We start from the raw sequence: 14,037 nt of genomic DNA, 5'->3' as shown, positions 1-14,037 counted from the left end.
TTCTTAACAAGTAATTGTCGCTTCGGGGAAGCATCTCAGTTAGGTTAAGGTTATAATCGTGGGTCAATAGTAGTTATCGAGCAAAGTCATGGCGGAAAACAGAAATCGCAAACCTTCAGACAGTCAGGTCGACGCAATCAAAGTGCCACCTCACTCACTAGAAGCCGAGCAATCAGTAATTGGTGGTCTTTTACTGGACAATGAACGTTGGGACACCGTTGCCGAACGTGTTGTAAGCAGTGATTTCTATAGTCGTCCGCATCGCCTAATTTTTGAAGGTGTAAAAACCATTCTTGAAGCGGGCAAGCCTCTCGATCTTATTACTTTATCGGAATACCTGGAGCGTCACGAGCAATTAGAAGATGTGGGCGGTTTTGCTTACCTTGCAGATTTGGCGAAAAACACGCCAAGCGCCGCTAACATTAATGCGTACGCTGATATTGTTGCCGAACGTGCGATCGTCCGTGGTTTGATCGGTGTCGCGAATGAGATTGCGGATGCGGGTTACGATCCTCAAGGTCGAAGTTCGGAAGATCTGATTGATATGGCGGAGAGTAAAGTTTTCGCCATCGCTGAGTCACGAACCAGTGAAAACGAAGGGCCACAAAACGTCGACAACATCCTCGAAAAGACGTTAGAACGTATCGAGTTGTTATATAAAACGCCGCAAGATGGTGTTACCGGAGTCGATACCGGTTTCACAGATCTCAATAAGAAAACCGCAGGTTTGCAAGGTTCTGATTTGGTGATTGTCGCGGCGCGTCCATCGATGGGTAAAACGACCTTTGCGATGAACTTGTGTGAAAATGCGGCCATGCAACAAGAGAAGCCTGTGCTTATTTTCTCGCTAGAGATGCCAGCCGAGCAGTTGATGATGCGTATGTTGGCCTCTTTGTCTCGCGTTGACCAAACCAAGATCCGTACGGGTCAGTTGGATGACGAAGACTGGGCGCGTATTTCTTCTACTATGGGTATCTTGATGCAGAAGAAAAACATGTACATTGATGACAGCTCCGGTCTAACTCCGACCGAAGTGCGTTCACGCGCTCGCCGTATCGCACGTGAACATGGCGGTCTGTCGATGATCATGGTCGACTACCTTCAGCTTATGCGCGTGCCTGCACTCTCTGATAACCGTACGCTGGAAATCGCGGAGATTTCGCGCTCTCTGAAAGCGCTGGCAAAAGAGCTCAATGTGCCCGTCGTGGCGCTGTCTCAGCTTAACCGTTCCCTAGAGCAACGTTCAGATAAACGCCCAGTAAACTCGGACTTGCGTGAGTCGGGCTCTATCGAGCAGGATGCCGACTTGATCATGTTCATCTACCGTGACGAGGTGTATCACCCAGATAGCCCATACAAAGGTACGGCAGAAATCATCATTGGTAAGCAACGTAACGGTCCTATCGGCTCTGTGCGTCTCACCTTCCAAGGTCAACACTCGCGCTTTGACAACTACGCGGGTCCTGCATTCGATATTGATGATGAGTAACCCCATGAGCTATATGAAAGCGGCCAAGGCGTGCATTGATTTGTCTGCGTTGCAGCACAACTTACAGTGCGTGAAAGCGCAAGCGCCCCAAAGTAAAGTGATGGCTGTAGTGAAGGCCAATGGCTATGGTCACGGATTACGTCACGTTGCAAAACATGCCAACCATGCGGATGCCTTTGGTGTTGCGCGCATTGAAGAAGCGTTGCAACTGCGCGCTTGTGGCGTGGTAAAGCCGATTCTATTGCTAGAAGGTTTTTACTCTCCAGGTGACTTACCTGTTCTTGTGACGAACAACATCCAAACCGTGGTGCATTGTGAAGAGCAGCTTATCGCTTTGGAGCAAGCCGACCTTGAAACTCCGGTTGTCGTGTGGCTTAAGATTGACAGTGGGATGCACCGTCTTGGCGTTCGCCCTGAGCAATATGATGAGTTTGTCACGCGGTTGAAAGAGTGTCCAAACGTAGCCAAGCCGTTACGTTACATGAGTCACTTTGGCTGTGCAGATGAGCTGGATAGCCATATCACTCCCCAACAGATTGAGCTGTTTAAGTCGTTGACCTCTGGTTGTCAGGGGGAGCGTTCACTTGCGGCCTCTGCGGGGTTGTTGGCATGGCCTCAAAGCCATTTGGATTGGGTTCGTCCGGGCATCATCATGTATGGTGTATCGCCATTTGATGACAAGACCGCACAAGACCTGGGGTATCAACCCGTGATGACACTTAAATCCCACCTTATTGCGGTACGTGAAGTGAAAAAGGGCGAAAGTGTTGGCTACGGTGGTATTTGGACCAGTGAGCGAGATACAAAAGTTGGTGTCATTGCTGTAGGGTATGGCGACGGTTACCCAAGAAGTGCTCCAAACGGTACGCCGGTGTGGGTTAATGGCCGTAAAGTACCTATTGCAGGTCGAGTTTCCATGGATATGCTGACGGTCGATTTGGGACCAGATGCAACGGATAAAGTCAGCGACGAAGCGATTCTTTGGGGGAAAGAGCTCCCAGTAGAAGAAGTGGCGGGTCACATTGGTACCATTGCGTATGAACTCGTGACTAAGCTAACGCCTCGCGTCGAGATGGAGTACTCAAAATAAACAGCGAAAGGCTAACCTAAGGTTAGCCTTTGTTTTATCTACTCACCGTTAATCGTAGCAATAACGCGGCGGCCGCCGCCAAAGTCTCGGTGCTCACCCAAGTAAATGCCCTGCCATGTTCCTAAAGCTAATCGACCATTTTGGATTGGTATCGTCACACTACTGCCAAGTAGGGATGCTTTAATGTGTGCTGGCATGTCGTCATCCCCCTCATAGGTGTGCTGATAATAAGGAGCACGCTCTGGCACAAACTTATTGAAGTGTGCTTCCATATCCATACGCACGGTTGGATCAGCATTCTCATTTAAGGTCAAACTGGCGGAGGTATGTTGAATAAATAGGTGTAATAAACCTACTGAAAGCTCGTTTATTTGTGGTAATTGTTGTTCAATTTCATCAGTTATTAGGTGAAAACCGCGGCTTCTCGCTTTTAATTGCAGTGTTTTTTGTGCCCACATACGTGTTCCTTTGGAAATTTATAAATTGGCGTCTATCCTATTCCAATTAGAGCCTGTCATTAGTAAGTGATATGATTCTTGTCATCGTAAATGAATTGTTCATTTTCAGGGCAGGGAACGTGACCTAACTCAATGTGAGTGTAAATACTCTCAGTCATAATTGGCACCTGAAAAAAAATTACAAAGACTTGTTTTGTGGCAATTCGCCCAAACATCTAATTAATATTCTATTTGCTAAATCGGGGATTCCACAGTTTTCGCTAGACTGTAAGGAATGGAACCTACTGTAACATCGGGATAAAGACCATGTTGAAAAATATCAATCCAACGCAAACACAAGCTTGGAAAGCGCTAACTGCGCATTTCGAATCTGCACAAGATATGGATCTTAAAGAGTTATTTGCTCAAGACGCAGCGCGTTTCGACAAATACTCTGCACGTTTCGGCTCAGACATCCTAGTCGATTACTCAAAGAACCTCATCAATGAGGAAACTCTGAAGCACCTGTTCGCTCTTGCGAACGAGACTGAGCTGAAATCTGCAATTGAAGCGATGTTCAGTGGCGAAGCGATCAACCAAACAGAAGGTCGCGCTGTTCTTCACACTGCACTACGTAACCGCGCGAATACACCAGTAATGGTAGACGGCGAAGACGTAATGCCAGCAGTGAACGCGGTTCTAGAAAAAATGAAATCATTCACTGAACGCGTTATCGGCGGTGAGTGGAAAGGTTACACAGGTAAAGCAATTACAGATATCGTGAACATCGGTATCGGTGGTTCTGACCTTGGCCCTTACATGGTGACGGAAGCTCTAGCACCGTACAAAAATCATCTAAACCTTCACTTCGTATCTAACGTTGATGGTACTCACATTGTTGAAACGTTGAAGAAAGTTAACCCAGAAACGACGTTATTCTTGATCGCGTCTAAGACGTTCACAACGCAAGAAACCATGACTAACGCGCACACAGCACGTGATTGGTTCCTAGAGTCTGCGGGTGATCAAGCTCACGTGGCTAAGCACTTTGCTGCGCTTTCAACGAACGCGACAGCCGTGTCTGAATTCGGTATCGATACCGCGAACATGTTCGAATTCTGGGACTGGGTTGGTGGCCGTTACTCACTATGGTCTGCAATCGGTTTATCAATCGCATTAGCGGTAGGTTACGACAACTTCGTTGAGCTGCTTGAAGGTGCTCACGAGATGGACAAGCACTTCGTATCAACAGACCTAGAAAGCAACATCCCTGTGATCCTTGCGCTTATCGGTATTTGGTACAACAACTTCCACGGTGCGGAATCAGAAGCTATCTTACCTTACGATCAGTACATGCACCGTTTCGCGGCGTACTTCCAACAAGGTAACATGGAATCAAACGGTAAATACGTTGACCGTGAAGGCAATGCTGTGACTTACCAAACGGGCCCTATTATTTGGGGTGAACCAGGTACCAACGGTCAGCACGCGTTCTACCAACTGATTCACCAAGGCACTAAGCTGATCCCATGTGACTTCATTGCACCTGCAATCAGCCACAACCCAGCTAGCGATCATCACCAAAAACTGATGTCTAACTTCTTCGCGCAAACTGAAGCTCTAGCGTTTGGTAAGAGTGAAGAAACAGTGAAAGAAGAGTTGGTGAAAGCAGGTAAGAACGCTGAAGAAGTGGCAGCGATCGCGCCATTCAAAGTGTTTGAAGGTAACCGTCCAACAAACTCTATCCTAGTGAAGCAAATCACGCCTCGTACGCTAGGTAACTTGATCGCAATGTACGAACACAAAATTTTCGTACAAGGTGTTATCTGGAATATCTTCAGCTTTGACCAATGGGGCGTGGAGCTAGGTAAACAACTGGCTAACCAAATCCTACCTGAGCTTGCAGACGAGTCTCAAATCAGCTCGCATGACAGCTCAACAAATGGTCTAATCAACGCATTTAAAGCGTTCAAAGCTTAATGTTTGGTTTGAATCGATAAAGAAAAGGTCAGCAAGTGCTGACCTTTTTTATTGCCTGAGGCAGAAACAAAATAGGTTGGCCAGTGCCAACCTATTTTTTCTCTTTTATTCGAAGCAGATTTCGATAAAGGCATTTCCCCACTGGGAAGAGAAAGGCATGATGATGATTGAGCCCTCACATTTGTGGCGAATGGTATGGCCTCGGCCAGAAACCACTACCGGTGTTGCCATATCAAAATCAAAACCACTTTCCGCCAGAATGCGTTTCGCACCACCAGTAACCATGTTGGTGATCTCACCCACCATATCGGTGACCTCTTCATTGAGTCCATTTGGACGCTCACCAAGCATGTTCTGCATGATTTCTAGAGCTAGCGCTTCATCAAAGGTAATCGACATTGAACCACGAGTTTGTGGACCTACCATGCCAATCAGACCAGAAACGTCACCTCGTGCGATCTCATCCTTCTTGATTCGCGGTTTTTGTGGCTTCAGCTCAAGAGAAGCCATGGTTTTTAGCACGTTCATTAAAGAAGCTAAAAACGGGTTTACAAATTCAGCGCGCATAACGTTCTTCTATACTTTTTCTTTCGTCTCGGAGGAACAGGCCTGGCATTCACCATGAGTTTCAATAACTTGGTTGGTCAGTTTGAATCCATGCTTCTCGGCGTTTTCGGCTAACAAGGATATCAGCGTCTCATCTTCGAGTTCAACGACATCACCACATTTATCGCAAATTAGTAATTGGAAAAAGTGCTGCTGAGTATTGAAAGAACAACAAGTAATAAAGCTATTTGTCGATTCCACTCGGTGGATGAAGCCTTGCTCTAGGAGAAAATCTAATGCTCGATAAACAGTGGGAGGCTTAGCCTGAGGCTCACTCTCTTTTAGTTGCTCCAATAGCTCATACGCACTTGAGGCGCGGCGATTAGAACAAATGAGTTCAAATACGCGTCGGCGTTGCGGAGTCAATCGTACTCCACGCTCTGCGCAGATACTTTCAATTTGTTCAATGATTGTTGGGTTCAAACCTTTCACCATAACTATCGGACGTGCTCTATGATAAATCATTTCTATACGAAGTTCGTTTAGAAATGCTTCATTTTACCCACTATCAGAACGAAAATCATGAATTAAAGCAAGTCGGTGGTGGTGTGAAGTCGGAATAGTCATCACAGAATGAATCAACGAGTGACGAATTCGTATTACTGCTGCATATTCTTAAGCATTTGGCTAGCCAGCCAACCAAATCATTCTCGCTGAAACTAGCACCTAGAGGTGCTTGGGTATACAATACCCGACTTATTTTTTGAGCGTACTGCTGCGCTCGACCTTGGCAACATAAAAACGGGTGTTTATATCATGACTCATTCTTGCAGGCTCTCCGTAGCACCAATGCTCGACTGGACCGATCGTCATTGTCGCTACTTCCATCGCTTAATGACCAAAGAAACCCTGCTGTACACTGAAATGGTGACGACAGGTGCGATCATTCATGGAAAAGGAGATTTCCTGGCTTACAACGAAGAAGAGCATCCGTTGGCCCTTCAGTTGGGTGGTTCAAACCCAGAAGACTTGGCAAAGTGTGCCAAACTGGCTCAAGAGCGTGGCTATGATGAGGTTAACCTCAATGTGGGTTGCCCGTCTGACCGTGTACAAAACGGTCGCTTTGGTGCTTGCCTAATGGCGGAACCACAGTTGGTTGCGGATTGTGTCGCTGCAATGAAGGACGTGGTTGATATTCCTGTGACAGTCAAGACTCGTATTGGTATTGATGATCAAGATTCTTACGAGTTCCTAACGGATTTCATTTCTATTGTTTCAGAAAAGGGTGGCTGTGAGCAGTTCACTATCCATGCTCGTAAAGCTTGGTTAAGTGGTTTAAGCCCAAAAGAAAACCGCGAGATCCCACCATTGGATTACCCACGCGCTTACCAATTGAAGCAAGACTTCTCACACCTAACGATTGCGATTAACGGTGGCGTGAAATCATTAGAAGAAGCAAAAGCACATCTTCAGCATCTTGACGGTGTGATGATTGGTCGTGAAGCATACCAAAGCCCATATTTACTGGCATCGGTAGACCAAGAGTTGTTTGGCTCTAATGCTCCAGTGAAGAAACGCAGCGAAATTGTTGAAGAGATGTATCCATACATTGAAGCGCAATTAGCGAAAGGTGCGTACCTTGGTCATATTACCCGCCACATGTTAGGTTTGTTCCAAAGCATGCCCGGTGCTCGTCAATGGCGTCGTCATATCAGTGAAAATGCGCACAAACCAGGTTCTGGTCTAGAAGTGCTGCAAGACGCGTTAGCGAAGATTCCAAAAGAATTGAATGTGTAAAATTCACCAGTGGTTGGCTAAAATTACCAACTAAAGAACAAGTAAGCCAGAGTGCAGAAATGCCTCTGGCTTTATTTTTGAATAAAAATCATTGTGTTATCGTTATCTTGGTAAGTTGGTATGGAAACTGCTCTGTTTATTAAAAACAAATGGAGAAGTGATTATGTTGGAGCTAATCTTTATTTTAGTCTTTGCGGCGACCCTATTGGTTACCGGTATCACAATGATGACCGTATTCGCAGCAACCGGTATTGCGTTAGTTGTGATGTTTTTACTGGGAATGGTCGGAGCGGTACTCAAACTATTGCCATGGTTAATCGTGATTGCATTGGGTGTTTGGTTCTTCAAGAATTACGTTGCCCAGCCCCGCTATAAATAACGAGTGACATGATTTAGTTGATAGAGAGACGTGAGAGTATGGTATATTTCCTCTCACGTCTTCAACGTGAACATCAGCTATCTCGGAGTACACACTACATGACAAATAAAGCGACCATCGCTTTAACAGCATTATCGTTGGCAGTATCTTTTCCTGTTTTTGCAGAATATTCTGTATCGACGAAAGTCGGCGCAGAGATCTGGGCTGCTGACACTAAAGTAAATGAAGTAAGACGAGATAGCAGCACAACAGGCGCATTTTACGCGGCGATTGAACATGATGTTAAATACGTTCCTAATGCGCGCCTTCGTTACTCAAGTGTTGATGCGGATTACATGGGGTTCGATAAGCTCGATTTCACCATGTACTACCAAGTTCTGGAGCATGATTTATTGCATTTTGATGCGGGTGTTACATTCAGTAATTTAAGTGACATTAAATACATTGATGCTGGCTCAAACAAGCGTATAGAAGAGTTTGATGAGCTGATTTGGGCTTGGTACGGTTACGCAGAGATTCAAGTTCCGGACACAAATTTTGATGTGATTGGTGAGATAAACTTTGGTGACAACAAAGGTATCAAAAGCACTGATTTCATGGCAGGTGTTCAATACCATGTACCGCTCGAAAAAGCTCAACTGGCTTTTCGTGGTGGTTACCGCGTGATTGATTTGGAGTCCGAGAAATTCATGTCGGATCTAGGGAAAGAGTTTATTTTTGCTAACGGCTTTTTTGTGAGTGCAGAATACGCATTCTAAATGCAGCCAGATTAGATACTCGATTTTTTAAAACGTCGCTTTATAAGCGGCGTTTTTTTATATCACTTCATTATATCCAATCGAATTTTCTGCCTATTTTGCTGACTTAGACCATGCTTACCTAGGAGCAATGTGAAAGTTAAAGCAGGGATAGCGATGACAATAAACGAACTAAGACATCTATTCCGTGAAAACCAGCTTGTCGAAGCGATTATTGAACCTGCAATCCAAGAGGGTGGCTGGGTTGTGGAGTTCAGACATGCGCGCGGTGGTTTTGTTTTTCTGACGGACAGTCATGGTGAAGAATGTCTTTATGAAGATTTGGATGCAGCGTCAAAATCGGCAATGGCAGTAGGCTTTCAACAAGTCCGCATTGAAGATCGATGAGCAAAAAGTAAGCCGTTCTTACTTCCAAAAAGTTATAAAACATTCACTTCTATTCTTTCTTGTTATTAAGGAGAGTGGGTACTCTATCGTCACGCAATGAATAGGGATGTCGTGATAATGTCTTTTCAAAAGAATGAGTATTCTCACAAGAATGTGTCTGAAGATAATAATGGGCAAGGAGGAAATCCTCCAATCGCAAGCCCTCTGAATGACCAACAAATTAGCTCACTCCAACAAACTGTCTCTGAGTTGTCTTCACAGCAACTTGCTTGGGTCAGTGGGTATTTTTGGGGATTAGCTCAAAATCAACCAAATACAGCGGTAACGCCAATTGCACAAGCGACGGCAGCCGTATCAGCGAAGCCTGCAGGTAAGTTGAGTATTATTTTTGCTTCCCAAACTGGCAACGCTAAAGGCGTTGCTGAAGCTCTAGAACAGGAAGCAAAAGCAGAAGGAATTGCTGTCGAACTTTTTGATGCAAGTGATTACAAAGGTAAAAACTTAGCCAAAGAAACGCATGTCATTATTGTGGCATCGACGAACGGCGAAGGCGAAGCACCAGATAACGCTATAGAGCTACACGAGTTTTTGCAATCTAAGAAAGCTCCTAAGCTGTCAAACCTTCAATATGGCGTTATTGCTCTGGGTGACTCGAGCTACGAATTCTTCTGCCAAACCGGTAAAGACTTCGACGCTTACCTATCAAAGTTAGGTGCGACCCCATTTATCGATCGTCTTGATTGCGATGTGGATTATGAAGCACCAGCAGCTGAATGGCGTAAGAATGCGTTAGGTAAGGTAAAAGATACGCTTTCTTCTGGCACTGAAGCGGATGTGGTTCAACTTCCAGTGGGTCAGGCGGCGACCGAGCACTCTCCTTACAATAAACAAAACCCATACACAGCGACGTTACTGACCAGTCAAAAAATCACGGGTCGTGATTCTGGAAAGGATGTTCGTCATATAGAAATTGACTTGGAAGGTTCGGGGTTAACGTATCAGCCTGGTGATGCGCTAGGTGTGTGGTTTGAAAATAGTTCAGAACTTGCTAATGCCATTCTTGGTAAGGTCGGTTTGTCTGGGGTTGAAACCGTTGATGTTGATGGCGAAAGCTTGTCAATCCACAGTGCTCTCGTGAGTAAATATGAAATCACAACATCTAACCCACAGCTCATCACAAAGTTTGCCGAGTTATCCGATAGCAAGAAGCTACAAAAGTTAGTTGAAGATAAAGATAAGCTTCGCGAGTATTCTGCAAATACTCAAATCGTTGATGTACTGGCAGAAAAGAAAACCAAGTTAACCGCAGATGAATTGATTGGTTTGCTTCGTCGTCTTACTCCACGCCTTTACTCTATTGCATCAAGCCAAGAAGAGGTCGATGAAGAAGTACACCTAACGGTTGCTTTGGTTGAGTACGAACAAAACGACGAAAAACGATATGGTGGTGCGTCGAGCTTCTTAGCACAGCGTCTCGAAGAGGGAGATGAAGTTAAAGTATTTGTTGAGCATAACAACAACTTTAAACTGCCGGAAGATGATAGCACCCCAATTATCATGGTTGGTCCAGGCACAGGGATCGCACCATTCCGTAGCTTTATTCAGGAACGTGAAAACCGCGATGCTGAAGGCAAAAACTGGTTGTTCTTTGGTGATCGTACTTTCACTCAAGACTTCTTATACCAAGTTGAATGGCAAAAGTACCTCAAGTCAGGAGTACTAAGCCGATTGGATGTTGCTTTTAGTCGTGACCAAGTAGAAAAAGTTTACGTACAACATCGCATCTTAGAAAACGCAGCTCAAGTGTGGCAGTGGATCCAAGAAGGCGCTTATATCTATGTCTGCGGTGATGCCACTCGTATGGCAAAAGATGTGCACGACGCACTGGTTATCGTTGCTGAACAAGAAGGCAAGATGCCGCGTGACGATGCGGAACAATTTATTAATGACCTACGTAAAGCGAAACGTTATCAGAGGGATGTGTACTAATGACTTTTTCTACGGACAATAATAAGCAGGTTGTATTAGGCGAAGAGCTAGGGCCGCTATCTGATAACGAGCGCCTGAAGCGAGAAAGTAACTTATTACGTGGCACCATTGAGCAAGATTTACAGGACCGTATTACTGGTGGCTTTACTGCCGACAACTTCCAGTTAATTCGTTTCCACGGTATGTATCAGCAAGACGATCGTGATATCCGCAATGAACGCACAAAGCAAAAGCTAGAGCCATTGCATAACGTGATGCTTCGTGCTCGTATGCCTGGAGGCATCATCACGCCAACGCAATGGTTAGCGATCGACAAGTTCGCAACGGAGCACTCTTTATATGGAAGTATTCGTCTGACGACTCGCCAAACGTTCCAGTTTCATGGGGTATTAAAACCGAATATTAAGTTGATGCATCAAACGCTCAACAGTATTGGCATTGATTCGATTGCAACCGCGGGTGATGTAAACCGTAACGTGTTGTGTACCACTAACCCGGTCGAATCAGAACTTCATCAAGAAGCTTATGAATGGGCGAAGAAGATCAGTGAACACCTGCTTCCAAAAACACGTGCTTACGCTGAGATTTGGCTGGACGGTGAGAAAGTAGAAAGCACTGAAGAAGATGAGCCTATTCTGGGTAAAAACTATTTACCGCGTAAGTTTAAAACGACGGTGGTGATCCCACCGCAAAATGACGTAGACGTTCATGCCAATGATCTTAACTTCGTAGCAATTGCGGATAACGGCAAGTTGGTAGGCTTTAACGTTTTAGTTGGCGGCGGCCTAGCGATGACACATGGTGATACGTCAACTTATCCGCGCCGCGCTGACGACTTAGGTTTCATCCCATTAGAGAAAACGCTTGATGTTGCAGCGGCGGTGGTTACCACTCAGCGTGATTGGGGTAATCGCTCAAACCGTAAGAATGCCAAAACCAAATACACACTTGACCGTGTAGGTACTGATGTCTTTAAAGCCGAAGTCGAAAAGCGAGCAGGCATTCAGTTTGAAGCAAGCCGCCCGTACGAGTTTACTGAGCGTGGTGACCGTATTGGTTGGGTAGAAGGAATTGATGGTAAATATCATTTAGCGCTTTTCATCGAAAACGGTCGCTTATTAGACTTTCCAGGTAAACCACTTAAGACGGGTGTTGCTGAAATTGCCAAAATCCATAAAGGCGATTTCCGTATGACTGCCAACCAGAACTTAATTGTTGCGGGGGTACCTAAAAGCGAAAAAGCGAAGATCGAAAAGATCGCTCGTGAACATGGCTTGATGGATGACAATATCAGTGAGCAGCGCAAAAATTCAATGGCGTGTGTTGCCTTTCCAACGTGTCCGTTAGCAATGGCAGAGGCAGAGCGTTTTCTTCCTCAGTTTGTTACTGATGTGGAGGGGATTTTGGAAAAGCACAACCTACCAGAAAATGACAACATCATTTTGCGTGTAACTGGATGTCCAAACGGTTGTGGTCGCGCCATGTTGGCTGAAATTGGTTTAGTTGGTAAAGCGCCAGGTCGTTACAACCTACATTTAGGTGGTAACCGTGCTGGTACTCGAGTACCAAAAATGTACAAAGAGAACATCACGGATAAGCAAATCTTAGAAGAGATTGATCTGCTGGTGGCTCGATGGTCGAAAGAGCGTGAAGAAGGCGAAGCCTTCGGCGATTTCACAATTCGTGCTGGTATTATCCAAGAAGTGCTCGTATCAAAGAGGGACTTTCATGCTTGATTCTGTAGCATCCAGGCTTGAGCTTACAGAGTTATTGACATTAACAAAGACGGAGCAAATCCTCCGTCTTGCTCAAATTAATGTCGAGCTCGAAAAGCTTTCGGCACAAGATAGAGTAAAGTGGGCTTTAGAAAATCTAGAGGGCGAGTTTGCGGTTTCTTCTAGTTTTGGTATTCAAGCCGCGGTTATGCTTCATTTAGTGACTCAAGTCAAAGCGGATATCCCCGTCATTCTAACCGATACAGGATACCTGTTTGCTGAAACCTATCAATTCATTGATGAGCTGACAGATGCTCTCAACCTAAACTTAAAAGTTTATCGAGCGAAAGAAAGTGCGAATTGGCAAGAGGCTCGATATGGAAAGTTATGGGAGCAGGGTGTAGAGGGAATTGAAAAATACAACAAGCTCAATAAAGTGGAGCCAATGCGTCGAGCGCTAAAAGAGCTTAATGTTGGAACGTGGTTCTCTGGACTACGTCGAGAGCAAAGTAAATCACGAGCAGGTTTACCGATACTATCAATTCAGAACGGTGTGTTTAAGTTTTTGCCAGTAATTGACTGGACTAATAAAGACGTTCATTACTACTTAGAACAACACGGCCTTAAATACCACCCATTGTGGGATGAAGGTTACCTTTCAGTTGGTGATACTCATACCACTCGTAAATGGGAGCCGGGAATGTCAGAGGAAGAAACTCGATTCTTTGGTTTAAAACGAGAGTGTGGTTTACATGAAGATGATGGTTCAGAACAAGATGGGTCCGGCATATAACCATAGTGACCTTTAAATCGAGTTTAGAGTAAATAAAGAAAGCTGCAATAAAGCAGCTTTCTTTATTTATAGCACCTGAAAAACACGCTTTATAGAATAACTCTGTGGATAAGTTGTGCGAGTTCTTGGGGTAAAGTTGAATAAATAAAGCTTTGATCGAAAACTCATCGCTTAACCATTATTTTTGCAATTTTTGAAAAATAACGCTTGCCAATGTGAGCGCGATCTCTATAATGCCTCCTCGTCGACAGGGCAAGGGCTCACAAGGGTTTAAGCAAAGTCGGCAAGGCTGAAAAGAAAAACGAAATAATTTGAAAAAGTGTTTGACACAATAAATTATCTCGCTAGAATGGCCGCCTCTTCCGAAGTGATGTCAATCACAAAGAAGAGTTGCTCTTTAACAATATAGACCTATCAATCTGTGTGGGCACTCGTTGATGATAATCCAATTAGAAATTTCTCTTAATAAAGAGGGGTTTCAAATTAGGTTTCAATGATACGAAGTGACCATTGAATCTTCGGATTCAGCACAGTCAATTTAAACATTACGTTATGTAATGTTCAGTATTCATTGAGCCGAACAAAATCTTAAATTGAAGAGTTTGATCATGGCTCAGATTGAACGCTGGCGGCAGGCCTAACACATGCAAGTCGAGCGGAAACGAGTTATCTGAACC

13 protein-coding genes and 1 rRNA gene are annotated in these 14,037 nt (G+C 44.8%); 11 read left to right on the top strand and 3 right to left on the bottom strand.

What is annotated here, in order from left to right; genetic code table 11:
* Positions 1–88 precede the first annotated feature (88 nt).
* A complete protein-coding gene (locus FKN16_RS22175) occupies positions 89–1,489 on the top strand; it encodes a replicative DNA helicase (protein ID WP_005395704.1) in 1,401 nt (466 codons plus the stop codon).
* A gap of 13 nt (positions 1,490–1,502) precedes the next feature.
* Positions 1,503–2,579, top strand: a complete 1,077-nt coding sequence (alr, locus tag FKN16_RS22170; RefSeq protein ID WP_212756550.1) for an alanine racemase — start codon at positions 1,503–1,505, stop codon at positions 2,577–2,579.
* 38 nt (positions 2,580–2,617) lie between these two features.
* On the opposite strand, the gene FKN16_RS22165 is transcribed toward alr, so the two are convergent.
* Entirely contained in the window at positions 2,618–3,037 is a 420-nt protein-coding gene (locus FKN16_RS22165; protein WP_046874640.1) for a secondary thiamine-phosphate synthase enzyme YjbQ, read from the bottom strand.
* A gap of 306 nt (positions 3,038–3,343) precedes the next feature.
* On the opposite strand from FKN16_RS22165, the gene pgi reads away from it, so the two are divergent.
* Positions 3,344–4,996, top strand: a complete 1,653-nt coding sequence (gene pgi / locus FKN16_RS22160; RefSeq protein ID WP_053807699.1) for a glucose-6-phosphate isomerase — start codon at positions 3,344–3,346, stop codon at positions 4,994–4,996.
* Positions 4,997–5,101: 105 nt separating this feature from the next.
* Here the strand turns inward: pgi and FKN16_RS22155 are convergent, their stop codons facing one another.
* The gene (locus tag FKN16_RS22155; protein WP_005381269.1) at positions 5,102–5,563 is read right to left on the bottom strand and encodes a chemotaxis protein CheX; all 462 of its coding nucleotides are present in this window, start codon (positions 5,561–5,563) and stop codon (positions 5,102–5,104) included.
* A 9-nt stretch (positions 5,564–5,572) separates the two neighbouring features.
* Positions 5,573–6,037 carry a zinc uptake transcriptional repressor Zur gene (gene zur, locus FKN16_RS22150; protein ID WP_005381268.1) on the bottom strand — a complete coding sequence of 155 codons (465 nt, stop codon included), beginning with the start codon at positions 6,035–6,037 and terminating at the stop codon, positions 5,573–5,575.
* Positions 6,038–6,358: 321 nt separating this feature from the next.
* On the opposite strand from zur, the gene dusA reads away from it, so the two are divergent.
* The 8 genes from dusA to FKN16_RS22110 form a co-directional block, all read left to right on the top strand.
* Complete coding sequence (gene dusA, locus FKN16_RS22145) at positions 6,359–7,339, top strand: tRNA dihydrouridine(20/20a) synthase DusA (RefSeq protein ID WP_109170353.1); 981 nt, start codon at positions 6,359–6,361, stop codon at positions 7,337–7,339.
* Between the two features lie 163 nt (positions 7,340–7,502).
* Positions 7,503–7,718: an envelope stress response protein PspG gene (gene pspG / locus FKN16_RS22140; RefSeq protein ID WP_005398086.1), complete on the top strand. Its 216-nt coding sequence runs from the start codon at positions 7,503–7,505 to the stop codon at positions 7,716–7,718.
* Between the two features lie 98 nt (positions 7,719–7,816).
* Positions 7,817–8,476: a TIGR04219 family outer membrane beta-barrel protein gene (locus FKN16_RS22135; RefSeq protein ID WP_170903544.1), complete on the top strand. Its 660-nt coding sequence runs from the start codon at positions 7,817–7,819 to the stop codon at positions 8,474–8,476.
* Between the two features lie 156 nt (positions 8,477–8,632).
* Complete coding sequence (locus tag FKN16_RS22130; protein ID WP_005455817.1) at positions 8,633–8,863, top strand: hypothetical protein; 231 nt, start codon at positions 8,633–8,635, stop codon at positions 8,861–8,863.
* A gap of 117 nt (positions 8,864–8,980) precedes the next feature.
* The gene (locus FKN16_RS22125) at positions 8,981–10,852 is read left to right on the top strand and encodes an assimilatory sulfite reductase (NADPH) flavoprotein subunit (RefSeq protein WP_170903543.1); all 1,872 of its coding nucleotides are present in this window, start codon (positions 8,981–8,983) and stop codon (positions 10,850–10,852) included.
* Entirely contained in the window at positions 10,852–12,588 is a 1,737-nt protein-coding gene (gene cysI / locus FKN16_RS22120; RefSeq protein WP_006743229.1) for an assimilatory sulfite reductase (NADPH) hemoprotein subunit, read from the top strand. Before FKN16_RS22125 ends, cysI begins: the two co-directional genes overlap by 1 nt.
* Complete coding sequence (locus tag FKN16_RS22115; protein ID WP_006743230.1) at positions 12,581–13,360, top strand: phosphoadenylyl-sulfate reductase; 780 nt, start codon at positions 12,581–12,583, stop codon at positions 13,358–13,360. The genes cysI and FKN16_RS22115 overlap by 8 nt, the downstream gene beginning before the upstream one ends.
* A gap of 590 nt (positions 13,361–13,950) precedes the next feature.
* Positions 13,951–14,037: ribosomal RNA gene (locus FKN16_RS22110) — 16S ribosomal RNA — on the top strand; the annotation flags it as partial.

Origin of the sequence: Vibrio sp. 11-4(1), from assembly GCF_013048625.1 — a bacterium.
GTDB lineage: Bacteria > Pseudomonadota > Gammaproteobacteria > Enterobacterales > Vibrionaceae > Vibrio > Vibrio diabolicus.
The sequence above is the reverse complement of the archived record's forward strand: the minus strand, read 5'-3'. Positions and strand labels throughout refer to the sequence as shown.

Bases quoted from the DNA above. Each gene is read 5' to 3' on its own strand.
- FKN16_RS22175 (WP_005395704.1), top strand. From the start codon at position 89: ATGGCGGAAAACAGAAATCGCAAACCTTCAGACAGTCAGGTCGACGCA.
- alr (WP_212756550.1), top strand. From the start codon at position 1,503: ATGAAAGCGGCCAAGGCGTGCATTGATTTGTCTGCGTTGCAGCACAAC.
- FKN16_RS22155 (WP_005381269.1), bottom strand. From the start codon at position 5,563: ATGCGCGCTGAATTTGTAAACCCGTTTTTAGCTTCTTTAATGAACGTG.
- cysI (WP_006743229.1), top strand. From the start codon at position 10,852: ATGACTTTTTCTACGGACAATAATAAGCAGGTTGTATTAGGCGAAGAG.
- pspG (WP_005398086.1), top strand. From the start codon at position 7,503: ATGTTGGAGCTAATCTTTATTTTAGTCTTTGCGGCGACCCTATTGGTT.
- FKN16_RS22125 (WP_170903543.1), top strand. From the start codon at position 8,981: ATGTCTTTTCAAAAGAATGAGTATTCTCACAAGAATGTGTCTGAAGAT.
- dusA (WP_109170353.1), top strand. From the start codon at position 6,359: ATGACTCATTCTTGCAGGCTCTCCGTAGCACCAATGCTCGACTGGACC.
- FKN16_RS22130 (WP_005455817.1), top strand. From the start codon at position 8,633: ATGACAATAAACGAACTAAGACATCTATTCCGTGAAAACCAGCTTGTC.
- zur (WP_005381268.1), bottom strand. From the start codon at position 6,037: ATGGTGAAAGGTTTGAACCCAACAATCATTGAACAAATTGAAAGTATC.
- FKN16_RS22165 (WP_046874640.1), bottom strand. From the start codon at position 3,037: ATGTGGGCACAAAAAACACTGCAATTAAAAGCGAGAAGCCGCGGTTTT.
- FKN16_RS22135 (WP_170903544.1), top strand. From the start codon at position 7,817: ATGACAAATAAAGCGACCATCGCTTTAACAGCATTATCGTTGGCAGTA.
- FKN16_RS22115 (WP_006743230.1), top strand. From the start codon at position 12,581: ATGCTTGATTCTGTAGCATCCAGGCTTGAGCTTACAGAGTTATTGACA.
- pgi (WP_053807699.1), top strand. From the start codon at position 3,344: ATGTTGAAAAATATCAATCCAACGCAAACACAAGCTTGGAAAGCGCTA.